Source organism: Shewanella sp. MF05913 (genome assembly GCF_059758095.1).
This window is the reverse complement of the sequence record NZ_JCAYNT010000001.1, coordinates 539,419-565,361: the sequence shown is the minus strand read 5'-3', so window position 1 is coordinate 565,361 and position 25,943 is coordinate 539,419. Positions and strand designations below refer to the sequence as shown.

General features: G+C 41.2%; 20 protein-coding genes and 1 pseudogene. 8 read left to right on the top strand and 13 right to left on the bottom strand.

Going from position 1 to position 25,943, the window contains the following annotated elements; translation table 11 throughout:
* Window position 1: 1 nt before the first annotated feature.
* From AC19MV_RS02520 to AC19MV_RS02505, 4 genes are all read right to left on the bottom strand, one after another.
* A complete protein-coding gene (locus tag AC19MV_RS02520; RefSeq protein ID WP_498305604.1) occupies window positions 2-1,147 on the bottom strand; it encodes an FIST signal transduction protein in 1,146 nt (381 codons plus the stop codon).
* Window positions 1,148-1,440: 293 nt separating this feature from the next.
* On the bottom strand, window positions 1,441-2,649 hold the full coding sequence (locus AC19MV_RS02515; protein WP_498305602.1) for a class I SAM-dependent methyltransferase: 1,209 nt from the start codon (window positions 2,647-2,649) through the stop codon (window positions 1,441-1,443).
* A gap of 315 nt (window positions 2,650-2,964) precedes the next feature.
* Window positions 2,965-3,651 carry an LrgB family protein gene (locus AC19MV_RS02510; protein WP_498305600.1) on the bottom strand — a complete coding sequence of 229 codons (687 nt, stop codon included), beginning with the start codon at window positions 3,649-3,651 and terminating at the stop codon, window positions 2,965-2,967.
* A gap of 34 nt (window positions 3,652-3,685) precedes the next feature.
* A complete protein-coding gene (locus AC19MV_RS02505; protein ID WP_498305598.1) occupies window positions 3,686-4,123 on the bottom strand; it encodes a CidA/LrgA family protein in 438 nt (145 codons plus the stop codon).
* Between the two features lie 104 nt (window positions 4,124-4,227).
* Here AC19MV_RS02505 and AC19MV_RS02500 point away from each other — a divergent pair, with 104 nt between their 5' ends.
* From AC19MV_RS02500 to AC19MV_RS02490, 3 genes are all read left to right on the top strand, one after another.
* Window positions 4,228-5,142, top strand: a complete 915-nt coding sequence (locus AC19MV_RS02500) for a LysR family transcriptional regulator (RefSeq protein WP_498305596.1) — start codon at window positions 4,228-4,230, stop codon at window positions 5,140-5,142.
* 160 nt (window positions 5,143-5,302) lie between these two features.
* Window positions 5,303-7,180, top strand: coding sequence for a putative nucleotidyltransferase substrate binding domain-containing protein (locus AC19MV_RS02495; RefSeq protein ID WP_498305594.1), 1,878 nt, complete (start codon window positions 5,303-5,305; stop codon window positions 7,178-7,180).
* 10 nt (window positions 7,181-7,190) lie between these two features.
* Window positions 7,191-7,907, top strand: a complete 717-nt coding sequence (locus AC19MV_RS02490; RefSeq protein ID WP_498305592.1) for a 3'-5' exonuclease — start codon at window positions 7,191-7,193, stop codon at window positions 7,905-7,907.
* Window positions 7,908-7,989: 82 nt separating this feature from the next.
* Here the strand turns inward: AC19MV_RS02490 and AC19MV_RS02485 are convergent, their stop codons facing one another.
* The 5 genes from AC19MV_RS02485 to nhaC form a co-directional block, all read right to left on the bottom strand.
* Complete coding sequence (locus tag AC19MV_RS02485) at window positions 7,990-8,307, bottom strand: chaperone modulator CbpM (RefSeq protein WP_160052348.1); 318 nt, start codon at window positions 8,305-8,307, stop codon at window positions 7,990-7,992.
* Window positions 8,308-8,309: 2 nt separating this feature from the next.
* Window positions 8,310-9,290 (bottom strand): DnaJ C-terminal domain-containing protein, encoded by a 981-nt coding sequence (locus AC19MV_RS02480; protein ID WP_498305590.1) that lies wholly within the window; start codon window positions 9,288-9,290, stop codon window positions 8,310-8,312.
* A 239-nt stretch (window positions 9,291-9,529) separates the two neighbouring features.
* Window positions 9,530-10,528 carry an endonuclease/exonuclease/phosphatase family protein gene (locus AC19MV_RS02475; RefSeq protein WP_498305588.1) on the bottom strand — a complete coding sequence of 333 codons (999 nt, stop codon included), beginning with the start codon at window positions 10,526-10,528 and terminating at the stop codon, window positions 9,530-9,532.
* 252 nt (window positions 10,529-10,780) lie between these two features.
* The gene (locus AC19MV_RS02470) at window positions 10,781-12,364 is read right to left on the bottom strand and encodes a BCCT family transporter (protein WP_498305587.1); all 1,584 of its coding nucleotides are present in this window, start codon (window positions 12,362-12,364) and stop codon (window positions 10,781-10,783) included.
* A 467-nt stretch (window positions 12,365-12,831) separates the two neighbouring features.
* Window positions 12,832-14,238, bottom strand: a complete 1,407-nt coding sequence (gene nhaC, locus AC19MV_RS02465) for a Na+/H+ antiporter NhaC (RefSeq protein WP_498305585.1) — start codon at window positions 14,236-14,238, stop codon at window positions 12,832-12,834.
* Between the two features lie 463 nt (window positions 14,239-14,701).
* Between nhaC and AC19MV_RS02460 the strand changes: the two genes are divergently transcribed.
* The gene (locus AC19MV_RS02460) at window positions 14,702-15,847 is read left to right on the top strand and encodes an ADP-ribosylglycohydrolase family protein (RefSeq protein ID WP_498305813.1); all 1,146 of its coding nucleotides are present in this window, start codon (window positions 14,702-14,704) and stop codon (window positions 15,845-15,847) included.
* Here the strand turns inward: AC19MV_RS02460 and ovoA are convergent.
* The gene (ovoA, locus tag AC19MV_RS02455) at window positions 15,819-17,981 is read right to left on the bottom strand and encodes a 5-histidylcysteine sulfoxide synthase (protein WP_498305583.1); all 2,163 of its coding nucleotides are present in this window, start codon (window positions 17,979-17,981) and stop codon (window positions 15,819-15,821) included. The genes AC19MV_RS02460 and ovoA overlap by 29 nt on opposite strands.
* Window positions 17,982-18,107: 126 nt before the next feature.
* Window positions 18,108-19,232 (bottom strand): MalY/PatB family protein, encoded by a 1,125-nt coding sequence (locus AC19MV_RS02450; protein ID WP_498305581.1) that lies wholly within the window; start codon window positions 19,230-19,232, stop codon window positions 18,108-18,110.
* Between the two features lie 777 nt (window positions 19,233-20,009).
* On the opposite strand from AC19MV_RS02450, the gene AC19MV_RS02445 reads away from it, so the two are divergent.
* From AC19MV_RS02445 to AC19MV_RS02435, 3 genes are all read left to right on the top strand, one after another.
* Window positions 20,010-20,966, top strand: a complete 957-nt coding sequence (locus AC19MV_RS02445; protein WP_498305579.1) for a permease — start codon at window positions 20,010-20,012, stop codon at window positions 20,964-20,966.
* Between the two features lie 117 nt (window positions 20,967-21,083).
* Window positions 21,084-21,785, top strand: a complete 702-nt coding sequence (locus AC19MV_RS02440) for a type 1 glutamine amidotransferase (RefSeq protein WP_498305577.1) — start codon at window positions 21,084-21,086, stop codon at window positions 21,783-21,785.
* A 314-nt stretch (window positions 21,786-22,099) separates the two neighbouring features.
* A complete protein-coding gene (locus tag AC19MV_RS02435) occupies window positions 22,100-22,489 on the top strand; it encodes an ArsR/SmtB family transcription factor (protein WP_498305576.1) in 390 nt (129 codons plus the stop codon).
* 628 nt (window positions 22,490-23,117) lie between these two features.
* Here the strand turns inward: AC19MV_RS02435 and AC19MV_RS02430 are convergent.
* Both AC19MV_RS02430 and AC19MV_RS02425 read right to left on the bottom strand, forming a co-directional pair.
* Window positions 23,118-23,510: a hypothetical protein gene (locus tag AC19MV_RS02430; RefSeq protein ID WP_498305575.1), complete on the bottom strand. Its 393-nt coding sequence runs from the start codon at window positions 23,508-23,510 to the stop codon at window positions 23,118-23,120.
* 273 nt (window positions 23,511-23,783) lie between these two features.
* Window positions 23,784-24,788 (bottom strand): annotated as a pseudogene (locus AC19MV_RS02425) (transposase).
* 244 nt (window positions 24,789-25,032) lie between these two features.
* Between AC19MV_RS02425 and AC19MV_RS02420 the strand changes: the two are divergent.
* Entirely contained in the window at window positions 25,033-25,887 is an 855-nt protein-coding gene (locus tag AC19MV_RS02420; protein ID WP_498305573.1) for an alpha/beta fold hydrolase, read from the top strand.
* Window positions 25,888-25,943 lie beyond the last annotated feature (56 nt).

Below are 25,943 nucleotides of genomic sequence, written 5' to 3'. Positions count from 1 at the left end.
ACTAAAGCCCCCCTAGCACGATGGTTTTATTTAGAAATTGAATGGCACCTTGGTCAGTATTTTTTATCTCACCAATAGATAATACTCCAGCCAATTTTTTCCCCACTGGCATCTGTGCATTAATGGCATTGAGTTCTAACTGATATTCATCATTTAAAAATAATGCTCGTGAAATACAATCAATCAGCACCACATAATGCATTTGCTCAGCCGTGTTTGGCTGTAGTTTTTGCGCAAATTGTTTACCTGCATCGCTGGCTGCCGTAATTAAAATATCTTTAGTGGCATTAAGAATATACACCAAACTGTTTTCAGCAACATTCCCCACACACACAAGACTATTACCGTTAACTGCAATAATATCTCTAACTAAATACTCTTCATTTAATTGTTTTAAACCAAAAGGATAACTGTGTATGTATTGGGCAATTTCATCTTGTGTGATTTCCATACCACTCACTTTGGATATTGCATCACTATAAATATCTGCGGCAGGTTGGTAATTTAGACTATAGATTATGTTGTCTTTGGCTTCGGTGACTAAATAAGGACCTGCAACTTGAGGCAAGTCATGCTTACCTTCTACTTGCAATTTAACGGTATTCGACAAACAAAAGATAATTGCGGCATTGCTAAAGCAGCCCTGTTCATTAGCCACACACATATTGAAGCGATTATTAAGATCTCCAACACCTGCGCCAATCAATATCCTGTCACTGCCAAGGTTTTCATAAACTGTTGCAATAAAGGGCTCTACTGCAGGGCTTAATCCATCAACAAAAATACCCGCAGAACCCAAGGTACCATTGGAGGCAACAAACTGTTGAAGTTGTTGGCATAAAACATCGTGACTTGCGGCAATATCTGGGATTAATAAACTGCATATTTTATCTTTAAAGCCAAGTACCAATGCGCCTTTAAAGCTGTAATGATCTTCAAATATCACGCCAGGAATAATACAAGCATTGAGTGGCACAGGTGTGGCAGCAGCAATAGCAGGAATCGATTCAATATGCAGTGTGGACTGAGAACCCATTAACACTAAAATATATTGTGCTTTTTGACTAACGGTATGAGCAATTAATGAAACAACATCATCCTCTGTTGCCTCATCTAAAAATTCGATATTGGTGAATATAATTGTCATTACTTATCTGAAATTCCCTATCATCAAATGGCTTTATTATCATAGCTGATAATGGCATATTCTTAGCTCGACAAATAGTGAATTGTGGCTTTCATCACATCATCTAATGAGCATAATTCACACTCCCCTCTAATGATCTGCTTCATTTCAAATTTTGTATCAAGTACTTAAGTGACGTGAGTGAGTTCAATGCTTGTATGAGAAACAAACGAAAAGAGTAAAACATAACACGTCACCCACTGACTATAGGTGACGTTATTGTCACTTTTGGAATAAAATAGAGTCGCGTTTATCTAGCCTAGTAACGTTTCTAAGCATTGCTCTTTGATGCCGTAAAACGCTTTAATATCGGCAATTTGCTGTAAAATTGCACTGTTGTCACGGGGTTGCTTACGTTTTTGCGCCAAGATCATTTTGTTTTTGCTGGTGTGCTCAAGGGAAATAAACTCAAACACTTGCGTGTCGTAACCGTGAGCTTCTAACAATAATGCGCGTAGGCCGTCGGTGATCATTTCAGCTTCTTGGCCTAAATGGATCCCATGTTGTAATAATGGTGCAAGCAGCTGTGGGCTTTGCATTTGCGGGCGAATTTGTTTGTGACAACATGGCGAACACATAATAATTTCAGCCCCGGTGCGGATACCCATATGCAGCGCATAATCAGTAGCGATGTCACAAGCATGTAAGGCAATCATGATATTAATGCCCTGCGCTTTAAAGTGTTGCACATCGCCTTGTTCAAACTTAATCCCAGTTAATGCTAGCTTCGCAGCCGTTTGATTACACAAATCAACTAACCCTTGGCGTAACTCTACTCCAGTTACCTGGGTTTTCACCTGCAACTTATCGATAAAATAGTCATGTACCGCAAAGGTTAAATAGGCCTTGCCTGAGCCAAAGTCGGCAATATGCACTTCATTTTTATCGGCTAAGCCGGTGTTATCAATGGCACGTGATAACACTTCAATAAACTTATTGATTTGCTTCCACTTTCGTGACATCGACGGAATAATCTCGCCCTTAGCATCGGTAATACCAAGTTCACGTAAATACGGACGATGTTGTTCTACAAAACGCTTTTTAGCTCTGTTGTGTGACATTGCATCACCATCGACGCTAATCTCTTTTTCGCTGGCTTTAGGGGCATTTTTATTGCGATATTTATTGATAAGCACTTTACCCTTTTTACTGATGCTCAACTGCACTTCCCACTCATTAGTCATTAAATGAGCGCTTTGAAAATCACTCTCTAACCATTGCTGGCAAAGGTTGCCGACATCGGCAAGTTCAACATTTTTGGTAATATGATTGGTACGGTATTCATATAAACAAGATGCAAGCCGCTGACCTTTAAGTTCAACACTGCGCACAGCAATGCGAGTCAGCTCTTTATCGTCGCCACGGTATTTTGAAAATACTAAGCGTTGTAACGTGTTGTCAGTTAACGCGTTAACACATTCTTGTACAAAGCCATTCAGTTCGAGGGGGGTTACGTTTGACATTAAAATCTCGTTTACATTAAAAAATTAAAGCCGTATAGCACAAATGATCCTAGCGCATCTAATCTAAGTGCATCTAATCTTAGTGCATTTCATCTTAGTGTCTCTCACCTAAGTGCATTTCATCTAAGTGCATTTCATCTAAGTGCATCACCTGCGGCTAATGCTGATGTCCTATTCTACACCATCTAGCCGATACAACTCTCCTATTGATATCATTTCTCTGTACAGAATGAGCCATGGTTTATGCACAAAAGAAAACGGTTAGAACTGATAAGTAAAATGCCAAATATTTGCCTGTGCATAATACCGGCTATATTAAAATAGCAATGCAAATACAGGTGCAGTAATGACCATCGCAATGCCGGTAAAAATCATGGTTAAACTGGCAATAACCCCCTCTTCTCGGCCAATTTGATTCGCTTTAGCCGCACCTGCGCCATGGGCTGATACGCCTAAAGAAATCCCTCTTGCCAAGCTACTTTGTATTCGGGCAGCTTTAAATAACGGTTCACAAATTAGCATGCCCATAATTCCGGTCACTAACACCAACATCGCGGTGAGCTCAGGTATACCACCAAAAGCACTCGTGGCTTCAATAGCAAATGGCGTTGAAACAGAACGCACAATTAAGCTTTTAGATAACTCCGATGGCATATGAGTAAAGTGGACAATCATCCATGAAGAGCCAACACCTAAACATAAACCAACGATTACACCCACACTGATGGTGAGCGGATAACGTTTAATCAACGCCCTTTCTCGATAAATCGGCACTGCAAATGCAATAGTTGCTGGCGCTAATAATGCTGGCAACCAATGGGTAAACTGAAAATAATCTTCGAGTGGGATCTTAAAAATCACAACTGTGAGTAATATTAATGTAGGTGCCATGATAATGGGCGCAAACCATATCCGTTGTTGACGTAAATAAAGCTGCTTACTGATGTAATAGCCAGCCAAGGTGAGTAATAAACACAATATACCTAACGATGAACCACTCATAACACCCCCTATCTCCATTGCATTAACTCACCGACTATCTAAGCTGAAAACGCAGTGATGTGATGTGGTTTAAACGTTGTTGACGTTCAAATTTAAATAACTTGTCGACGACAAATGCGGTACCCAATAACACGCTGGTGCTAGCAAGTAACATGCACACAATGAGCTCAACACCGTAGCTTTCGAGTATTAATTGATATTTAGTCATCGCAACTACGGGAGGAATAAAAAATAATAGTAAATCGCCGATTAACCATGCTGAGCCTTTATTCACTGCTTTTTCAGGCACCCAACGACAGGACAACAGTAATAATAACAAGCCCAAACCAATCACACTGCCAGGAATAATCGAGTGCACAGATTGCGCAAACCATTGGCATATCCATGCAAATAAACACAAGCCGACAATTTGAAAAAATAAGGTCGTTTTGCACTTTAACAAGCATAGATGGGCGTTTAATGAAAATGTCATGTTGAATTACACTGTGGTTTTAATTAATAACTGAAGTTTACTCTTGCTTAATTTATAAAAAAAATGAATATTAATAATCAAATGCATCACCTTTGGTTATACAAATGGATCTTAAAGCACTGCATTATTTCACTGAAGTGGTCAACGCTGGCGGTTTTGCTAAAGCGTGTAACCGTGCATTTGTCACCCAACCTGCGCTTTCTAAAGCCATTCGTTTGCTAGAGGAAGAGCTTGACATGATGTTGTTAGAGCGAGGAAAACGCGGAACGCAAATCAGGTTAACAGAAGCCGGTCACGTCGTTTATCGCCATGCATCAAGGCTAATAGAAGGACGCCAACTCATGTTAAATGAGTTAGGCAGTTTACGTAACTTGAATGGCGGCGTACTTAAATTAGGCTTAGCGCCGCTAGGGAGCGCTGAGCTATTTGCCCCTGTCATTGCAAAGTTTAGGCAGTTACACCCTCATATTGAATTACAACTTTTGGTACGTGGTGGTGTAGAACAAACAGTTGCACTACATAAAGACGAAATTGAATTAGCGACAGGTATTATTGATTTTGATGATGAATTTGATGGCATTCGAGTGCGCGATGAGTCAATGGTTGTTGTGCTTCCCGAGGCCCATGCATTAGCAAGTAAACAAACACTACAACTAAGTGATCTCAATACATTAGCTCAAGTCATGTTTGAACCAGAATATGCATTATATGAATTAGTATTAGGCGCTTGTGCCAAAGCCGGTTTTACGCCAAAAAATATCACCCGAGTCAGCCATGCTGACTTTGGTATTGCCCTCGTTGCGGCTGGCACTGGCGTAATGATACTGCCTAAAATTATTGCAGAGCGTTATCGGGTTAATGAGGTGGTTAATATTCCATTAGCCAGTGCCGACTTACGCTGGGAGTTATCATTATTTTGGCGTAAACAAAAACACTTATCATTTGCTGCAAAAGCCATGCTACAGCTCGTTAAACAACATTTGAGCCAATTAGAAAATACCCATCAAACCAAAGAATAGTAAACATACTTGTATTTAAATAGTGTAGTGACGCACTGAGCTTCATTCGACTAGCTATATATATTCAATAGCAACGATATATCCCCATGTTGTGTCTTTTGCTCGTATAATATCGACATAACGATAAAGCGCTAGTCATCACATATTAACAGGTCTATTTATGTCAGCCGAAGTACTCGAAATCCAGAGCTTTATTGCTCAGCACGCTCCCTTTGATCAGCTTCCAGAACACGTTTTGATTGACGTTGCCAAAAGTGTTGAGATTTCTTATTACCGTACCGACAGTATGATTGTTAACTTCAATGACAGGATTACCGAACTTTATATGATCCGCAGTGGCGTCGTAGAGTTATATCGCCGTAAAGGTGAGCTTTATAATCGTCTTGATCAAGGGCAATTATTTGGCCAAATGGGATTACTGACCAATAATAAAGTGCGTTTCCCAGCCAAAGCGGTAAAAGATACCCTCGTATACTGTATTCCAGAATCAGTGTTCAATGATTTATGCGAAAATTATGATGATTTTGCAGATTTTGTTGAGGCTGAGGATACCACTCGGTTAAAACAAGCCGTAAAGGGTAAAACCGTTGAGGCTAATGCGCTTACCACCTCTAAAGTGAAAACCTTACTGACGAGAGAACCGGTTATTCTCCCTTGTAACAGCACAATACAAACCGTAGCCCAAATTATGGCTGAACAAAATATTTCTGCGGTATTAATTAATGACCCCAATATAGATGATCAACAAGATAGCAGTTTTGTCGGCATTATTACTGAACATGATCTTTGCGCTAAGGTGATTGCCGTGGGTGTTAATGTTGATAGCCCTATTTCACAAGTCATGTCGACCGATTTAATTTCACTGGATCATAACGCATATATATTTGAAGCGATGCTACTGATGCTTCGTAATAATATTGACCATCTGCCCATTCTTAAAAATAAAATCCCCATTGGCTTAATTGAAGTTGCCGATATTATTCGGTACGAGTCGCAAAATAGTTTGTTATTTGTCAGTAGTATCTTTCAACAGAATAGTTGCGAAGATTTAGTATCGTTATCTTCGCAGTTAAAAAGTTGTTTTGTACGCATGGTTAATGAAGATGCTAACTCGCATATGGTCGGACGGGCTATGTCTGAAATCGGCCGTAACTTTAAACAACGTTTATTAGAACTTGCTGAAGAAAAGTTCGGCACACCACCGGTTCCTTACTGCTTTTTAGCGCTGGGTTCAATGGCTCGTGATGAGCAACTGATGGTAACCGATCAAGACAATGCCATTATTTTAGATAATAGTTATAACGTCACGGTGCATGGTGAATATTTTGCAAAGTTAGCAGATTTTGTGTGTGATGGTTTAGCGGCTTGTGGTTACAGTTATTGTACTGGCGATATTATGGCCAGTAATCCTGAGCATCGTAAAACTCGCTCAGAGTGGGAAGCATGTTTTGCTGACTGGATAGAAAATCCAAACCCAAAAGCTTTATTAAACAGCTCTATATTCTTCGATCTTACCGGGGTTTATGGTCAGGTTAAATGGGCAGAACAATTAAATACATTTATCTTGAGTAAAGCCAAGAAAAACAACCGTTTTTTAGCTTGTCTGGCGCACAACGCCCTTAACCGTAAACCTCCGCTGGGTTTTTTTAAAGACTTTGTGATGGAAAAAGATGGTCGTCATAATAACGCCATTAATTTAAAACGTCGTGGTACTGCGCCATTGGCAGACTTAATCCGAGTACATGCGCTAGCCATTGGCTCACAAGCACAAAATTCATTTGAACGCTTAGAAGATATTATCGACGCGGGTATTCTACCCAACTCAAAGGGTGAAGACTTACAGCATGCGATGGAACTTATCTCTTTGGTGCGCCTGCGCCACCAATCATCCGATATTGAATCTGGGATAGAACCTGATAATAATATTGAACCAGAAAGTATGTCTGATTTTGAACGTCGTAATCTTAAAGATGCTTTTTTAGTGTTAAGCAATGCGCAGAACTTTTTAAAATTTCGCTACAGTTCCAACAAACTTTAAAGGCTAACTCATGACAAATTTCAGTAAACAGGAGATTGTAAACTGGCAAGCCTTTCTCGAATTAAAAATGCAAAAAAGTAAAGATAGACGCTTGTTTGATTTTTACCACGCTGGAACGTATCAAAATGAAACACCATTAAGTGATATTGAGTTTGTTGCGCTTGATTTTGAAACAACAGGCTTAGACTCAGAGAAAAATAGCATCATTAGCATTGGTTTAGTGCCATTTAATTTGCAACGTATATTCTGCAATAAAGCAAAACAATGGTATCTCAACCCAAAAGATAAACTCCAAGAAAACTCTATTATTATTCACGGTATCACCCATTCAGACTTACAAGGTGCACCCGATCTTTTGTTGATTTTAGAGCAGCTTTTAAATGAATTAGCCGGAAAAGTCGTCGTGGTACATTATCGACATATTGAACGCGATTTTCTCGATCACACATTACGCATGTTGATTAACGAAGGCATAGTTTTTCCGGTAATCGATACGATGCAAATTGAAGCCAATTTGCATCGGGCGAAATCTCAGGGGTTATTTAATTTCTTTAAGCGAAAGCGTCCACATTCCATTCGGCTTGCTAATAGTCGTGAACGTTATCACTTGCCGGCTTATGCTCCTCATGATGCATTAACTGATGCGATAGCCACTGCTGAATTATTGCAGGCTCAAATTAAATATCATTTTAGCCCCGATACAGCGATTAAAAATTTATGGGTATAACTGAACCGCTATATGAATAAAAAAGCCGATGAATGAATCATCGGCATCGGTTGCAATACCCAGCTGTAGCCATGCTGGTTAACTATATTTTAAAGCGACTTAACTGCTGTTTAAGCCTATGCACTTCATGCTCTAGTTGATCTCTTTCATCGAGTAATTGCAAAATTAAACCAATTCCACTCCAGTCGAGCGCCAAATCACGTTGAATGCGCGTGGCTTTTTTAACTTGATGTAAATTTTCAACACTAAATTGCCATTGCTCTATTACCTCGCCCTGCAGCGGAATCGCAATACTGTGCTCTACAAGCTCAAGTAATAACGCTGAGCTAATGTCGCTGCATTCACACAGTTCATCACTACTCAACCAACAATCTTGTTCGCTTATATTAATCTGCAGCATCGTTATTTACTCCAACTGGCACGAGGGTCGAATGTATTTTTTTCAGCTAATTCAGTCCACAAAGGTTTGCTTGTATCGTCTGATACCGTCGGCACCACGATTTTAAGCACCGCAAATAAATCACCCTGCTCTTTTTTACTCAACAACCCTTTACCTTTTATACGCAACCGCTGCCCAGATTGACTATTGGCTGGAATACTCAATTGAATATGCCCGGTTAAGGTCGGCAGTTTAACCTTGGTACCTAACACGGCTTCCCAAGGTGCCAGTGGCACGACTATAGTCAAATTTCGACCATCAACGTCGAATAAAGGATGAGGCGCATAACGAATTTTTAAATACAAATCGCCATTATCGGCTTTGGTTTGCCCAGGTCCGCCTTGGCCTTTTAGGCGAATGCGCTCGCCATTACTCACACCGGCTGGAATGTTCACTTTTAAGGATTTAGGATGTTCAACAACCTGACCATGAGCATCGCGTTGTTGTAGGGTAAACGAGACAGGCTTAAGGGAATCGGTCAATGTTTCTTCAAGAAACATCGGAAACTCCATTTCGATATCCTGGCCTTTAGCGTGTTGAGATTGACGACCATGATGTTGTTGGTTAGGGTCAAAGCCTGAATGACGAGAGTCAAAACCTGAATGGCGAGCCCCAAAAATTGAATTAAAGAAATCAGCAAACTCTTGATCGTTTTGAGGATCACTTTGCTGTTGTCCCCAATTTTGCCCACCAGCTTGATCGGCATCGTTGTTGTGTGGCCTATTGAGATGATGATGACGTACTTCATCATATTCAGCACGCTTTTTAGTATTATTTAATACCGCATAAGCTTCACCAATTTCTTTAAATTTCGCTTCTGCATCAGCATGTTTACTGACATCGGGATGATATTTTACCGCCAGCTTTTTATATGCGGCTTTTACCGCTTTAATATCCGCTTGCGGATCGATGCCCAATACCGTGTAATAGTCTTTAAAATTCATGTTATCCCCTAACAAAAACACGTTTGCAACGGAACGTCAGACAGCTTAATACTAATGAGTTTAGGCCCACAGAGAAACAATACGCTTGATCTTGATCAACTCTATTACTGTACGCCTCGTTTAATTAATCACCAATAATTAATCACCATCACTCATTAAGAATTACTATGAATCAATCAGGCATAATCGCTTACTGAGATAATATCTTGAATATAGGTAACCATTGTCGCTATCGATGCTTATGGTGCCTCACCAGGCTTTGGTACATCATGTTTGTTCACTTTTTGCTCTGCGGTAATATCTTTGGCCCACTCATGCTCAGACACTCCCGCGTCAATACCTTGTTGTTGGTTACTTTGCGACGGAGTAAAAGACAACCTAGTCAATAAAGGAAAATGATCCGAACCAATCGAAGGTAAACGTTGAATGTGCTGCAAGGTAAAATGTTGGCTGTGAAATAAATGATCTAATGGCCAGCGCATAAAGAAGTAATCGGCATGAAAAGTGTTAAATGCTCCACGGCCAACACGCGGATCAAGCAACCCACTCATTTTACGAAAAAGTCGAGTGGTGGCAGACCAAGCGACATCATTAAGATCGCCGGTGACAATCACGGGCAGATCGCTGTCTGCGACACTTCTCGCTACGATGACTAATTCAGCATCTCGCTCTGCCGATTCAATATTTTCGGTTGGGCTTGGCGGTGCGGGGTGGAGAAAGTGCATCCGAATATGGTCTGTGGTGCGTAAGGTTAATGTGGCATGTATTGATGGCACATCCTTCTCAACCAAATAACATATTTGTTGATCGCCTAAAGGCAATCGTGAATAAACGTGCATGCCATAAAGGTTATCAAGCGGACATTTAATGCTGTAAGGCATGTCTGTTTCTAATACCTTGAGCTTGTCTTGCCACCATTGGTCTGATTCAAGTGTGACCAGTACATCGGGCTTATGCTCGTTGACTAATTGGATCAATGCGTCGGCATTACGATTGGGCGTGAGTACATTAGCAGTGATAATACTAAGTTGCTTATCAACACCAAATTCAGTGGACGTTTTAACCTCTTTGGGAAATAAAAAGGTATAAGGGAATATCCAGCTGAGCTGCCACATTAAGCATAACGTGGTGGCCACAACCAATATCTGCGTACTTAGCAGGTGAATGTCGAGAAAAGCAATATTAGCGATTAATAGTATTGTGGCGAATATAGACAATTGGAATCGGGGAAAATCCATACTCCTGACAATCCAATGCGGATGCCGTGAAAGAGGCAGTAAAGTCGCCAGTAACATTAACACAGTAAAAAATGTCAGTATCGTAAACATAGACAACCTAGTTTTGTATGGTGAATCTTAATATCACTCTCACTGCCACTGCCACATTATTTAAATAGTGGCCTACATTCAAGACTAAAAAAAGGGCTTATCAATAATGTATCTTGATAAGCCCCCCTTCACAGTAGAGTCGTTAAGTGGATTGATTACGACTTAACTGCGGCGTTTTACCTCAGTAAACATACCGAGCACTAAGCTAATACAAGCGAGTATTAAAATAATAGCAAACGGAAGTGCTGCGATAATAGTCACCGACTGAAGTGCTTGAATAGAGTCAGTACCGCCAATCCACAACATCACCATAGCGATTACCGCAGAGATAACCGCCCACACTATCTTTTGCTTCATCGGTAATTCTAACTTACCACCTGCAGTCATACTATCAACCACAATGGAGCCTGAATCTAAGGTCGTCACAAAGAACACAATAATCAGTATAACCGCAATAATGGACAAAATATCACCCATTGGATAAGCATCAAGCATGTAGAACAAACTCAATGAAACGTCGGTAATACCTTGCTCGGTCCCTAGCTGGCCAACCTTATCAATGATTTGTTGAATCGCGATGCCACCAAAAAAAGACATCCAAGCAGTCGTCACTAAAGTAGGGATAATCAACACACATGCCAGAAACTCACGTACGGTGCGGCCACGTGAAATTCGCGCGACAAACATACCAAAGAAAGGTGCATACGCTATCCACCAGGCCCAGTAGAATACTGTCCAACCGTGTAACCAGGTGGTGTCTTCACGGCCAGAATTCTGGCTCAGTGGTATGATGTTTTTGACGTAACCGACAACGCCTGTTACCAATGAATCAAGCACAGTCGTGAAATTAAGAATGCTGATAAAGCCAAGGAATATAAAGGCAATAATCATGTTGATGTTACTCAACAGTTTAACCCCGCCATCCATGCCACGCACCACAGAGAGAATAGCCAGCCCCATAATGAGCAGAATAATCGTCAGTTGCAGAAAAATACTATTTTCAAAACCAAACACATGGCTTATACCGCTGGCCGCTTGAGAACCACCTAAACCCAGTGACGTTGCAAGACCAAACAATATAACCAGTACCGCCATAATGTCGATGACATCACCAGTTTTCCCCCAGACTCTATCACCGAGTATAGGATAGAAAACCGAGCGCATAGACAGAGGTAAGCCCTTGTTATATACAAAATACGCCAATGAGAGCGCAGTCATGCCGTAAATAGCCCAAGCATGAAAACCCCAGTGGAATAACGAGGCGCCGAGCGCTAATTCGCGACCTTCAGGTGTAAAAGGTGCCACGCCGAGCGGGGTGCCAAACCAATCGGTGTAAAACGCAGTAGGCTCTGCTACGCCCCAGAAAATAAGGCCAATACCCATACCTGCGGCAAATAGCATGGATATCCAAGATACTGTCGAGTAATCAGTGGTGGCGCTATCACCGCCCAAGCGAATTTTGCCTAATGGGGAAAAGGCTATCACAAGTGCAAAAATGAGCATTATGTTCGCAGTCCACATGAACACGAAGTCAAAGTGAGATAGCGCGGCTGCCTTGACTGAATCAATGGCAGCTTTGGCATCTGCGGGAGGGAAAACCAGCAGGGCCACAATAAATAAAATGGATAAACCGACAGAAACGGTGAACACGGTGTTGTGGACATCCATGCCCCACTTTAAAATATTATCTTGACCAACTTGATAATCAGTTGAGTCGATACTGTATTTTTTTGATTTAAATTTCATAATTAAAAGGTTTACCTATTCGTAATCACGAATATGAAGACCAACTCCATTTTTGAGTGGTACTAATTAAACTGTAATAAAATACAAGGGGATTTGAACTTCATCATTTGTGCAGCGGTTTGATTTACATTAAAGAAGACGTTCTTACTGTGTAAATATTTAGCTGACAAAATATGGGTAAAGTATACGTTATTAACAGCCCAACTTATATAAAAATAGGGGCATTGCCCCTGTAACAGTTCCTGAGTCAATCTTGATTAACGTGTCTACCTAATTCTGCTACAACAATTGATATTAGGTTTTAGGCTATACCACTCCGCGTTAATAAGTGATGACTCTGCTAGAGTTTAAAAGGGCTTAAACAAGGCGCAGGACTGAATGGTCAAGCGCAAAAACCGGTGAGTCATTCAGAAAAATAATGACCATCGTCAGCGATGTGACTATCACTCCCTTGAAGTAAACACAGCCTAAGCGGGTTCGGTTTTAGGTTTGAGTAAACCAATGCCGACAGAAGCCATTGCCACTGCAATAATGGCATTGAGGTAGTTGAAAAATGCATAAGGCGCGTAATCAAGCACGTCCACCCCTAGCGTCGCGGTATAAAAGGCACCGGCCGTAGTCCACGGAATAAGGGCTGTGGTCATCGTGGTCCCTTCTTCCACTGAGCGCGAAAGAATGGCGGGCTCTAAATTTTGTTGTTCATATTTAGGCTTAAACAGTTGGCAACTTAGAATAATCGAAATATAGGCTTCACCCATGGCAATGTTACCTAAAAAACCCGACATAATCGTCGTTGCAATAAGGGTAGCGGTGCGTTGCACTCTTTTTATGATGCCCGCTAATAGTGCGTTGAGAAATCCCGCCCCGTGCAAAATACCGCCTAGCGCGATAGCCATTAACGCCAGCAATAAGGTCCAGCTCATGCTGCTAATGCCACCGCGACCAAGTAAAGCATCTACATTGGCGATACCCGTTGATTCGGGCGTATTTTCCCACAGCGCATTAAGCACGGAGATAGCACTCTCTCCTTGATAAAAAATGGCGATGAGCACGGCAAGTATAATGCTGCATGACATCGTCACTTCTGCAGGCACTTTTCTAATGCTCAATACTGCAAGTAAAATTAGGGGTAATAAGGTAATCAGTGGCGTGAGGCTGTAAGTGTTGGCAAGTGCCGTTTGAATTGAAGTGACTTCTGTTAAATCAAGATTTTGCTCACCATAGTTAAATCCGATCACTAAAAATATGATGAATGTAAGGATAAAAGTAGGCGTAGTGGTGAACAGCATAGAATAAATATGTCGATAAATATCAGTGCCAGCACTCATTGCGGCGAGGTTTGTGGTATCTGAAATCGGTGACATTTTATCACCGAACGTTGCACCGCAAACAATCATACCGGCAACTAACGGCAGCGGGATATTCATCGCAGAGCCGATGCCAATAAAAACCACGCCTAACGTGCCAACGGTACCCCAAGAGGTTCCGGTTGCGACCGACATCAAGGCGCACAATAATAAACCAACAGCCAAAAACACACTTGGACTCAACCAGCTAAGGCCATAATAAATCAGCGTCGCGATGGTGCCACTGTGCATAAAACTGGCTATCACCATGCCGATCAATATAAAGATATAGATGGCAGGCATCGCTTTGCTCAACGCATTTGTCATTAACTCACGTATGTGTATATAGCCATAGCCAAGACTAAAAGCGTTAAGTCCTACCCATAAAAGACACAAAAACATCAGTATATGCAGGCTGATCCCTAGACCAAAAAGCCCTCCTGCAATGGTGATGATAATCACGCTAAAACAGATAAGAGACTGCAAAAAACTAGGGCTACGGGGTAAGTTAGGAGTGATAACTGGCATTGGCACACATTATGATAACAATTGGGATAAAGCTGAGTATATCAGTACGAGTAATTGGGTAAACTATAAACCAACAAGTTATCAAAATTTATACAGTTCATCTTTAATAAGCGATGGTTTAGCGACCTGTAAGCCGCTGTAAATAAGCCCCCATAAATAAAAGCCTGTAAATAATTTCCGAGGTATGGCCATAAAAAACATCTAGATTAGTATCAATTACGTATTCAGTGTATCCACATACGTTTTTAATCAATATTCACATCGTCAAAACTATCGATTTGTTATCGATTCACAATCTATGCTTCGCAGACTAATGTTAGGTGTCGATGGTTGTTGAGTCGATGGTTGTTGAGTCGATTGTTACTGAATCTATTGCTGTAAATCGAATGCTTGAGAATCTGATGTTATAGAGTCAAATGCAGATACAAATTATTTTTACCATGTGATTGAGGCATTACTATGAATAACCCCCCCTTCTCAGAAACTTCGCGTAACCTGGGCACTAAAAACAAGTTTTATTGCTGACGCTTTAGCCATGCCAGTACATTGGTATTATCAACCAATGGAAATAGAGCGTGCTTTTACTGGTGGTATTCAACGCTTTGAAGCTGCACCAGAATTTCATCCTTCATCGATTATGTCGTTGCACTCCAAACACAAAGGAGGGCGACAATCGACTAATGGTTTGTCTAAAGGGCATGCGTCTAAGGGACATGCAGTTAAAGATCAGCCGCCACAAGTAGTCGGTGATATTATTTTAAAAGATAAAGCGCAGTTTTGGGACACACCGAATGTGCATTATCATCAAGGCATGCAGGCAGGTGAAAACACTCTCAATGCCCATTGCGCTCGAGTCTTAATGCGCACCCTCGCGAGCTCGTCACAACCCGATGACCGACATGAATTTGTTAATGCCTACATTGACTTTATGACGAAGTCCCCCGCCGCTCATCCTGATACTTATGCAGAATCTTACCATCGAGGATTTTTTGCTAATTTGGCGCAAGGTCGCGAGCCTGAAAATTGTGCCATGATAACGCACGACACCGCATCCATTGGTGCATTAGTAACCATAGCGCCTTTGGTTTTTTCAGAACGGCTTAAGGGCATAAACGAAACTGATATAAAGATTGCCTGCCGAGCAAATTTGGCCTTAACCCATCCCGATGAATCCTTAATGCGGGTGTGTGATAGCTATGTGCAACTGTTGTGTGCTCTGATGGAAGGACCTGATGAAGTCAGCATTAAAGCACTTTTACTTGAAGCCAGTATAGGCTTAACGAGTACCCATTTAGCCGGTCTGTTAAAACGTAATCTGCCCGACAGTCAGGTTATCGGCCTGGTGTTTTCAAGGGCGTGTTATATTTCAGATTCCTGGCCTATCGTCTTGTATCTGGCTTATAAATACCAAGATGATCCTTGGCAAGCACTGCGAGTAAATACCAATTTAGGCGGTGACAATGTACATCGCGGCATCGTACTGGGAACCTTGATTGGACTGCAAAGCGATACTGTGGCCGCCAGTTGGTTTGAACAACTGGTAGACCACAAAGAGATAGCTGTAGAAATTGAGGCGCTTATCAGCGTGGCAAACGCTGCCAAATCGTAAGTTCTGACAAGGTATGCTGAAACTTATGCTGAGTTTCACGGATCACAAACGGGACTTTTTGCGGTTCACCCACTAACGTAAAGTGGCTTGATAGTTGATCTTTCAAGCCATCTAATGTGCTGTAGTTTTCGCCATCTTTTTTGAAACCCCCTATCCACTCTTCCTTGGGTGTATGCTCTTCTAACCACGTATAAGGCGATGCAATAATAAGCAAGCCGCCATCATTGATACGCTGCGCAATATCCGCTAAAAAACGGCTCGGCTGGTAAAGCCTATCAATCAAATTAGCGGCGAGAACTAAATCATAAGCCGTAAATTGAGGTTTAAGGTTACAGGCATCACCTTGATGAAATGCAACACGGTTTGCATATGCGTCCAACCCAAGTTCTTGCAGGGTACGAGTATGATAACTCACCAACTCGCCTTCTTCAGCCCGGGCGTAACGCACTGCGCCTTGTTGCGCCATTTTAGCCGCCAGATTAGTAAAGTTTGCTGAAAAATCAACACCGTCTACGTCATCAAACTGACGCGCTAATTCAAAACTGGCTCTGCCACACGCGCAGCCTAAATCGAGCGCTTTAGCGGTAGGTTTACCCTTCATAGCTTCAAGAGCAATATCGGCTAAAGCTTTAGGAAAGTTCTCTACGCCATACCAGGTGTCACCAAAGTGAAACTCTGCATATTCTGACAACAACTGATCACTTTCGTAGTAAGCCTTAGGCGACTTAGCCTCAACACTCGAGGCAATATAGCGAAACCCGGCATGCTGAAAGAAGTGACGCCTAAACGCATAACGTGCACTAAGGCGTGTTTCGTTACCACTTGAAATCCATGACCCGCCTTTGATCAAATTGTGTTTACCATCAAACGTCGGCGTGGTGAAATCATCATAAAGTGGGTGTACTTTAAAATCATCAAAAGGATATATCGGCGTTTCGGTCCATTGCCACACGTTACCAACCACATCAAACCAATCGCCGTGTTGATGGCGCGTAACTGGGCAACATGATGCAAAATGGTCAAGATGCAAGTTAGCATCGGCCTTGCTATCACCTAATTCTTCAACGCCGGCTTGTGAACACAGACGATGCCATTCATCTTCAGTTGGCATGCGGATCTGTTGCCCTGTCGCTACTGTTTTCCATTCACAAAACGCTTTTGCTTCATGATAGTTAACTTCAGCAGGCCAATCCCAAGCCATATCAATTTCTTCGGTCATCAGGCGTAAACGCCAGCCATTGTGCCAACGCCAAAAAGTCGGGTGTTTCGCCTCAGTAAACTGCCGCCAAGCAAGGCCTTCATCACTCCAAAAACTATTTTGCTCATAACCCCCCGCCTCAACAAACTCGAGGAACTCTTGGTTACTGACTAAATATTGGCTGGCTTTAAATTCGGCTACCTCAGCCTGATGTTGGCCATATTCGTTGTCCCAGCCATAAACGTCACTGTCAAAGGATTTGCCGAGATTAACGGAGCCAGCAGCCACGCTTATCAGTGTGTTTTTGGGTGCCTGGCCAGTCTCTTTGCAAGCCGGCCATTGGGGCAATGACTGCACTTTAGCCAGTTCATGTTGGCGAATGAGTACCGTGGACGTTTCAAGATGAATACGCTCGTGCTCAATTCCCATCACGATAGGCCACCAGGTATTTTCCCAATCAATGGGTAGCACTAGGTCTAAGCTATCAATTAATCTTAATACTGTGGTGCGCACTTTGGCGCGGTATTGTTTTACGGCAGCAACACTGGGCCAGTCATAACTGTCTTCCGACAAATCATCCCAACTCATTTCATCAACACCCACCGCAAAAATTGATTCCATGTAAGGATTAATCCGTTCTGGTATCAGTTTTGCCAATATTAGTTTATTGATGAAAAACGTTGCCGTATGCCCAAGATAGAAAATAAGCGGGTGGCGCAAAGGGATAGGTTTTTGATAAAAGCCGCTATCGTCGCGCAAACAATCAAACAGTTGCGAATAGGTATCAAAAGTGTTGGTAAAGTAAAGCGCGATTTCCTGGCGCTTATCCTCCACGGTGCCACTAATAAGTGAAGGAGTTCGGCGTAATGCTACAGAATCAACAAATGTTGCAGAGCGTTTAGCTATTTCTTGAGCGTTTTGTATTGGTATTGTCATCGTGAAACACGTTCCTTTAATGCTTATTCTATAGTCATACGATTGAATACTGGATAAAGCCTCAACTTTTTACTTTATATTGAATTTTTTGCCCAGAAACTCAGATTTAGTTGGTGGTTAAACGGCTCAACCTCGGAGTTTTTCAATCGCTTCGACTAAATAATCTCGTGAGCAACCAAAATTTAAGCGAAAGCAGTCTTTATCACCAAAATCTCTGCCCGCTGATGGGCCAACACCTTTGGCCTCGCACCAGGCTTGCGTATCGGCGACTTGCAAACCGCTGGCATTAACCCACAGTAAAAAGGTCGCTGCGGGTGAAATAGCGGTTAACCCTTCAATTTTGTTAATTTCAGTCACTAAATAATCGCGGTTTTCGATTAAATACGCCACTTGTTGCTGATGCCAGTCATCGCAATGTCTAAAGGCTGCATTTGTAGCGGTAAGACCAGTAACAGTTACCGAGGGCAATCTACCACGGGCTGCATGGTTAAAATCGTCTCTTAATTGTTCGTTTGGAATAATCGCGAAAGAGGTACCTAATCCAGCAATATTAAAGGTTTTACTCGCAGCCATTAATGTGACTGAATGCTCAGCCAACTCTGGGTGAGCACTGGCGGGTAAATGCGGCACGTCATCTAAAATGAGATCGCAATGTATTTCATCCGAACACACCATGACGCCATATTTTCTGCATATTGCTGCAATAGTATCTAATTCGTCCTGGTTTAAAACTGAGCCAAGCGGATTCATTGGATTACACATAATAAATAAGCTGGCTTTGGGATCTGCGGCCGCCGCTTCCAAGGCATTAAAATCAAGTGTCCAGCGCCCTTCTACTTCTATTGAGCCGATGCACGTTCGATTAAGATTATTGATTGCCGGTGCCGCCAATATCGGAGGATAATTGGGTGTTTGCACAATAATCGTATCACCTGCTTGGCAATATGCTGCAATAGCCACATTGAATGCGGGCACCACGCCTGGAGTCCAAACTAGCCAACTAGGCTCAATCTTCCAGTTATACCGACGTTGACACCACGCCACTACGGCCTCACTGGCATCGGTATCGTGTGCCGGTAACGTATAACCAAAGAGGCCGTCATCAATGCGTTGATGTAAAGCAGATAAAATAGGCTCTGCACAGCGAAACTCAGTATCCGCAATCCACATAGGCAATATATCTGTGCCTTTGTATTTTTCCCATTTATGGGCTTTGGACGATGTGCGATCGGGTTTATCACTGAAATTCATTGCGGGTCCTTCGATTGTTAATGTAACCGTTTGCATAAAACAGCCAATGTAGTTTGTTACTGACAACTTTAGATTAAAACACAAGTCAGCATAACCCAAGAACTTGTCTGGAATATTACCGGCTTTGTTTGTCTGAGGGAGGCGATAAAAGAGCATTATTGGTGGGCATATCTTCGTCTAAATGACAAAGTCGGTATAAGGAACAAAATGAAAAAACCTGCAACGTAGCGAATCGAAAGCTTACTGGTCACACAGAAAACCATCGATTCGACATCCTCTATTACCTAGATAACTTACAACGTTACCAGCGCTGCAGGCGTTACAGTTGTTGAAAATCCGCCGCCATGAGATTTTCACACAAACACCAACACAGACTAAAGATTAACTCACAACCCTATTTACAAATCCAAGGGGGGGAGACGCCTGTCATAACGAAATCCACTCTGGGATAGCGCTTGCAGGCATTCGATAAGCTAACAAATTTCTGTTTGGCAAATGTGCATAACGAAAACTTAAGCTGATACCAACTAGTTTAGAGCAAAAATATATAATCAATGTTCACATAAAAATGAATGTTGATCGTCACCTCCAAATTTATCAACCTCACCAATAATCATTAACTCCCTCTCGAAAAAGCGCTGAAGTTAATTAATACATAAAAACAATACTTGCACGCTTGCGCAAGTGATCGTATATTGCGTTTTTACTTCATTCTACTTTTAAGAGGCAACTGCGTGGATATAAATAAAATTACAATTGCATTGAATGAATTCATTCATGTTGGGGGGGGCACTAATTATTGTCATAGCAGTAGTCTCTGTTTTAACAGGCTTTATGCGTGAATACATTCCACAAGAGAAGTTACAAAAAAAACTTGTTAAACATGAAAAATGGGGGCCTATACTAGGTGCTCTGTTTGGAATGTTGACACCTTTTTGTAGCGCTTCAGTTGTGCCTGTTACTATGGGAATTGCAACAATGGGGGTGTCATTAGGTACTCTTTTGAGTTTTTTGATTTCTGCACCGCTTTGTAATTTTATTGTATTAGCGATGATTTTCGCCACCTTCGGATTGAAAGTGACAGTAAGTTACTTGGCGATTACTTTATTGGCTGCAATCTTTGGCGGGTGGTTTATCACCAAAACACCTTGGCGTAATGAAATTAAATGCGGGGGAGAGTTAGAAACCCAAACCGCCCCTCCAAGTTGTTCAGCATCAATAGCTAAAACACAAAGCTGTTCTACCTCACAGCCGCTACCGTCATGCGGCAACATAAATAGTGGTTGCGACTCTTCAGCTACACTCACTGTGACTGAAGTAATCCCCTCAAAATCGACTAATGCACTGCGTTTTGCGTGGGCTTTATTCAAAAAAATCATCCCTTATGTATTGCTTGGCGCTCTGATCAGTGGCGTATCTGCAGCATATTTATCTGCAGATCTCGTTGAAAAGTATGTTGGTGGGGACAATGTGTTTTCGGTCTTAATTGCCGCCGTCATTGGAGTCCCTGTATATTTACGTATAGAAATGGCTATTCCACTTCTTAAGGTATTGATTGTGAAAGGTATGGGAATGGGTCCAGCTATGGCGCTTATTATCGGGGGGACTGGTGCGAGTCTTCCTGAAATTGCACTTGTTTCTGCTGTGCTGAAGCCAAAAGCCGTTGTTGCCTTTGTCTCAATTATACTCACCACAGCCATTATCGGTGGCTTATTATTTCAATATGTTATTTAACATCTAACTAAATAATTATTGGTTATTCCTAATAGACTCACTTTTTTACATGTAAGTATTAATTATTACACATTAAATCAATGAGTCTTTGATCATGTAATATTTACAGAGTTGATTATGAAAATTGGAATATTGTTATGTGGCGATGTTCCCGAGCCCTTAACAGAAGAGTTTGGAAGCTATTCAAGTTGCCTTCAGAATCAATTGAATTTAAAAGGCGATGTAATTTTAACCGTTTTCAACATCTATCAAAAAAATGAATTGCCAGATAATGCTGACTCTTTTGACGGGTTTATCATAGGTGGAAGTCAGACTGGAGTAAATGATGACGTTGATTGGATAAAACCTCTAGCTAAATTTCTCCATAACGCTTTCTATCGCGGCAAAAAACTTTTTGGCATTTGTTTTGGACATCAAATGATCCATCACGCATTAGGTGGTATTGTCATGCGGACACCTGCAGGCTGGGGATTAGGTGCTTATGAAGTGACATTATTCAAAGACTTTGAACAACTAAAAACAGGAGAAAAAATATCAATACTCGCCATCCACCAAGATCAAGTTATTAAGCCTGCCGAGTATTTTGATATTATCGCCGGAAATGATTTTTGCCCCAATTATCTTACTCGATATAAGAAACAGGTATTAACGATTCAAGGTCATCCTGAATTTAATTTCTCATTTTTTTTAGCATTAATCAATGCTAGTGAAAACCGTTTTTCACCCACAGTATTTGAGCGTGCTTTAACAGAACGAACGAGCGAAAAAGATAGACTTTATTTTAACCAGTGCGTCAGTAATTTTATCCTTGAACGATAAGAGATATCTCTAATGCAACAAATTTCATTCATCAAAACGATAAAAAAAATACTGTTTAATATCAGTAAATGGTGCGCTTATAGTCAAATGTATCGATTACTGTTAGCGCTTTGCAACGGTGCTGAATGGTCCGAACAAACAAAGGTAGGTCGAAATATTGCATTACTCGGAATTTTCTGCCCTTTTTTCTGGTTTGCTTTGTTTTCTGATGCCGATCCATCGGTACTTACTTTTCATGCTTGCCATTCAAGTATCGTTTTCTTAATTGGAGTCGTTATAATGATTGTCAGTCTCACAAACAAAAAGCAAAACTGATGGATAATGAACAATATATAGATGCTTTAAAAGCTCTAGCCGAACCCAATAGGCTGCGCCTATTTTGGTTACTAATACATGTGGACCAACGGATTACGCTTGCTGAAGCCATGGATGTCACGAAAGAGACGCAATACAATGTATCGCGGAATTTAAAGATACTGTATAAAGCAAAACTACTCACTCAAGAAAAATCGGGTAAGTGGGTTTATTACACCCTTGCGGAACAAAAACTGCCTCATTGGTGTTCCATTGTTGAATCAGTACGAACTCTTCCTGCAACGGGGTTCTCGGATGTGTCATCTCGTTGTATGAAACGTTTAGCAATGAGAATTAATAATCAATGTGTGATTGGACCCAATAGTGACGAATGGCTCAATCAATTTTGAAAGCTTTTTAAATAAATGCACAACAAAAACAACTACTTAAAGCAAAACTCTAAATCAAACAACTAAAAACGAAGTCTCCCATTTTTGAACGAATAACATTACTCGTTTCATGACTTTGACGAGGGTTACGATAGACGTGCTCAACTCATTAATTTCTATCGATACAACTAAAATATTATCGTTAAATTAGTGGTTTACTCATCATTTGCAGAATTCAGCAGAACACCTTGATATCAATCAAACATAAGGAGAATTGTAATTTGATTGAGGATTATGAGTGGGCATTAATCAAGGCACCCATAATTAATCAGCACTGCCTAATGATACTTTTTAGGTATTAGTCTTGAATCTTGAAGAAGGATAGCTTGCTTGTAATAAAGAGGAACCCAGGGTTAAAACCTCAATCTTTCGCCAAAAAAAAGTAACTCAGAATCTCGATTGAAAAGTTAAAATAATCTTTTAATTTAATCGCTTGCAGATGCTTTCGTATTCTAAGACTACAATTGCTAACTGAGATTAACCTTATTCCTGAAGTTAAAAAAAATCAATTATTATGAACTGATTTCATTAGGTGCGCAGAGAAATATCTTGACTCACCGGAGGGGTACAACGGCCATGTTAAAGTACTTTATTTAATGCGATACTTTCCTACAACCTCGGTTAATATGACCTTCAGTTTTTCAAATTGGGCAACTCCCATGTCAGTCATTTTAAAATCTCCTACCTCAGAATAAGTTAACTTTGATTGCTGTTCATCTTCCCTGAACATAACTTCAACATATTGCCCTATCAATCCATTACTAACACGCTTCATATCAATGTAATAACTGCCCACCATCCAACATTTATTAGCACTTTCGTCTTCTTGTTCATAATTATCACTAACAAAGCCCAATGCTTTAAGATTAGCGCATAGGGCCATATATTGTTGTTCAATATTTAACTTGTCAGTATTGAAGCTAATTTCAACATCGGTCGTTGGCAAACATCCACTTAATGCCATTAAGATAGTTGAAAGCATCAAAATCCTTAACATCCAATTATCCTCAAATCACTATTAGTTGGGGCGATATAAAACAAAAACGGAGCCATTTTTTAACAAATAACATAACTCGTTTCAATGGCCTTGGCGAGAGGTATAGTCGATATACTCAACTCACCTTTTTCTATCAATATGACTAAAACATTAGATTTAAATTAGTAGTTTACTAACTATTTTCGAAGTTAGGAGCAGCAGAAAATCTTGATATCAATCAAGTATAAGAAGAATTGAAATTTGATTGGGGATGATGACTTAAGCGCACAGCCAGCGCTGACAATTTGTCGCGCCTTGTCGTCGTTTTCGGTCTAAATACTCACAATATTCGGTTAAGGCAGGTAAGGCACCGACAGCATCTTTAAATAATGCGCCGAACTCTGTGGTGATTTTAAGCCAATTTTCTGCGGGGATGTTGAGTCTATTCAGTATATCCTGGCTGCTTGAGCTAATGGCACCACGCTTATCTTCTCGAATAATCCGACCAGTATCTTCAACCAGTACAATATAGTCTTTCACGCTGAACATGAGCCCGTTAGGCATATTAAGTCGCTCATTACCCACAAACGGTAATAGCTCAGATGGTTGCTCACCTTTCATTGCTGAATTGATACGGCGCTGAATACTGGTGTAATCTGAAGTTTCAGGATTTGCAGCCATCTTGGCTCTGACTGGGTTTAAATCGATATAAGCCATACAGGCTAAAACTGCGGCTTCATCAAGTAGTGCTTGAGACTTAAAGCGCCCTTCCCAGCAGCGACCTGTGCACTTATCTTCTTTATTGGCCATTCTAGCGATGGGCTCACTGAGTGAACGCATAAACCAACTGATATCAATTAAACGTTTACGGTATTCGGTAATGCATTCATTAACCGTTTGAAGTTCAAATGAGTTAAGGTCTTCCTCTTATAGGTATTTTTGTGTGAGTAACGAGCCCTTAAAGCCTTTGTTCCATTGAATCAGTATCTCTTTGTCTGACCACTTTTTTGCTTTGTCAGCATCTATTTTTAACACCACATGCAAATGATGACTCCCAGCCCTGATAAAAAGAGTGCATAAGCACAGATATCGATAGCAAAAATGGTCGCCAATTCAAGAATGCGTGAATCGACCTACTCACACCTACGCTCAAAACGCTCACCGGTTGAGTGATCAACTCCGCACAGAAATGCCTTATCCCCCCGTGAACAACAGTGATCACTTCTTATTTGCAGGAGAAGGCGTATTTTCTAGGCTAACCATAGACTGTCTAGGTCTGGCCAACTTAGATTACCTGTCTGAGTTAATAATAACGAAAGCCTAGTTGGGTGCTTGCGATTAAACCCATCTGGTTGGGTGATAATACTGTTCCTTATGCTGCTTTATCGCAAATTGAGCGATCGATCAAAATAAACTTGAACGACTGTTCATATTGCTTTATAGTTCATCCCATCAACGAAGAGACAATCAATCAATTTGTTTTCTTGTTACGAGTTTCAACATTTTAAATAACTAATTGGATTAAGACATGACAGCATTTAAATCAGACGTAATCAGCCGTGAATCATACCGAGTCAATGGTGCCGACATTTCTGTACTTCAAGCAGGCAAGGTAGGAAACCCAGTCGCGTTATTAATTCATGGTATTCCGGCTAATGCATTACTTTGGACTAAAGTCATTGAAGCGCTATCTGCTCGAGGTTACTTTGTTGTTGCGCCTGACTTACCTGGTTTTGGTGAAACAAAAGTGTCTGATAAAAGCCAGTATGGTATTCAAGCAAGTGCAGATTTACTGAATGACTGGATTATCGCGCAAGGTTGGAAGAATATCTGGCTTGTCGCTCATGATATTGGTGGCGGTGTCGCTCAAGGTTTGATGGTAGCAAATGAAACAGTCTTTCAAAAAGCAACCATATCCAACGCGATAACAGCAGATACGTGGCCTGTACCGGCAATGCAAGGTCTGATTGATGCAGCAAACGCACAGCAGTATGAAATAGCGGCAAAATCCGGAATGCTTGCAGAACAACTTACCCCTTTGGTTCGTGCAACGTTTGTCAATCAACAACAGATAACTGATGAAGTCCTGGAAACGGTATTTCTTGACTCAAAACTAAATACTGAAACGGGTAGAGCTAAATTTGCAGACCTGCTTCGTAGTTTAACTAATGAAGATACGCTAGCGAACATGGAAGCATTGAAAAAAGTAAACCTTCCTGTCAACCTGATCTGGGCGATGCAAGATCCAAATCAACCGTGGGAAGGTCCTGGTTCAATCCTGCTAAATACATTTAAAAACGTGACGGTCAATAAAATTGAACAGGCGGGTCACTTCCTGCAAATTGATGCCGAGAAAGAGTACTTAAAGCTACTACTTGGCTAGGACGTTATAAAAACCACTTTGTTAGCGTTTAACTGGACGATAACTTGAATGATTTT

Bases quoted from the DNA above. Each gene is read 5' to 3' on its own strand.
- AC19MV_RS02470 (WP_498305587.1), bottom strand. From the start codon at position 12,364: ATGAAATTTAAATCAAAAAAATACAGTATCGACTCAACTGATTATCAA.
- AC19MV_RS02435 (WP_498305576.1), top strand. From the start codon at position 22,100: ATGGATAATGAACAATATATAGATGCTTTAAAAGCTCTAGCCGAACCC.
- AC19MV_RS02445 (WP_498305579.1), top strand. From the start codon at position 20,010: ATGTTGGGGGGGGCACTAATTATTGTCATAGCAGTAGTCTCTGTTTTA.
- AC19MV_RS02520 (WP_498305604.1), bottom strand. From the start codon at position 1,147: ATGACAATTATATTCACCAATATCGAATTTTTAGATGAGGCAACAGAG.
- ovoA (WP_498305583.1), bottom strand. From the start codon at position 17,981: ATGACAATACCAATACAAAACGCTCAAGAAATAGCTAAACGCTCTGCA.
- nhaC (WP_498305585.1), bottom strand. From the start codon at position 14,238: ATGCCAGTTATCACTCCTAACTTACCCCGTAGCCCTAGTTTTTTGCAG.
- AC19MV_RS02495 (WP_498305594.1), top strand. From the start codon at position 5,303: ATGTCAGCCGAAGTACTCGAAATCCAGAGCTTTATTGCTCAGCACGCT.
- AC19MV_RS02450 (WP_498305581.1), bottom strand. From the start codon at position 19,232: ATGAATTTCAGTGATAAACCCGATCGCACATCGTCCAAAGCCCATAAA.
- AC19MV_RS02505 (WP_498305598.1), bottom strand. From the start codon at position 4,123: ATGACATTTTCATTAAACGCCCATCTATGCTTGTTAAAGTGCAAAACG.
- AC19MV_RS02475 (WP_498305588.1), bottom strand. From the start codon at position 10,528: ATGGATTTTCCCCGATTCCAATTGTCTATATTCGCCACAATACTATTA.
- AC19MV_RS02480 (WP_498305590.1), bottom strand. From the start codon at position 9,290: ATGAATTTTAAAGACTATTACACGGTATTGGGCATCGATCCGCAAGCG.
- AC19MV_RS02510 (WP_498305600.1), bottom strand. From the start codon at position 3,651: ATGAGTGGTTCATCGTTAGGTATATTGTGTTTATTACTCACCTTGGCT.
- AC19MV_RS02440 (WP_498305577.1), top strand. From the start codon at position 21,084: ATGAAAATTGGAATATTGTTATGTGGCGATGTTCCCGAGCCCTTAACA.
- AC19MV_RS02430 (WP_498305575.1), bottom strand. From the start codon at position 23,510: ATGCTTTCAACTATCTTAATGGCATTAAGTGGATGTTTGCCAACGACC.
- AC19MV_RS02485 (WP_160052348.1), bottom strand. From the start codon at position 8,307: ATGCTGCAGATTAATATAAGCGAACAAGATTGTTGGTTGAGTAGTGAT.
- AC19MV_RS02420 (WP_498305573.1), top strand. From the start codon at position 25,033: ATGACAGCATTTAAATCAGACGTAATCAGCCGTGAATCATACCGAGTC.
- AC19MV_RS02490 (WP_498305592.1), top strand. From the start codon at position 7,191: ATGACAAATTTCAGTAAACAGGAGATTGTAAACTGGCAAGCCTTTCTC.
- AC19MV_RS02500 (WP_498305596.1), top strand. From the start codon at position 4,228: ATGGATCTTAAAGCACTGCATTATTTCACTGAAGTGGTCAACGCTGGC.
- AC19MV_RS02515 (WP_498305602.1), bottom strand. From the start codon at position 2,649: ATGTCAAACGTAACCCCCCTCGAACTGAATGGCTTTGTACAAGAATGT.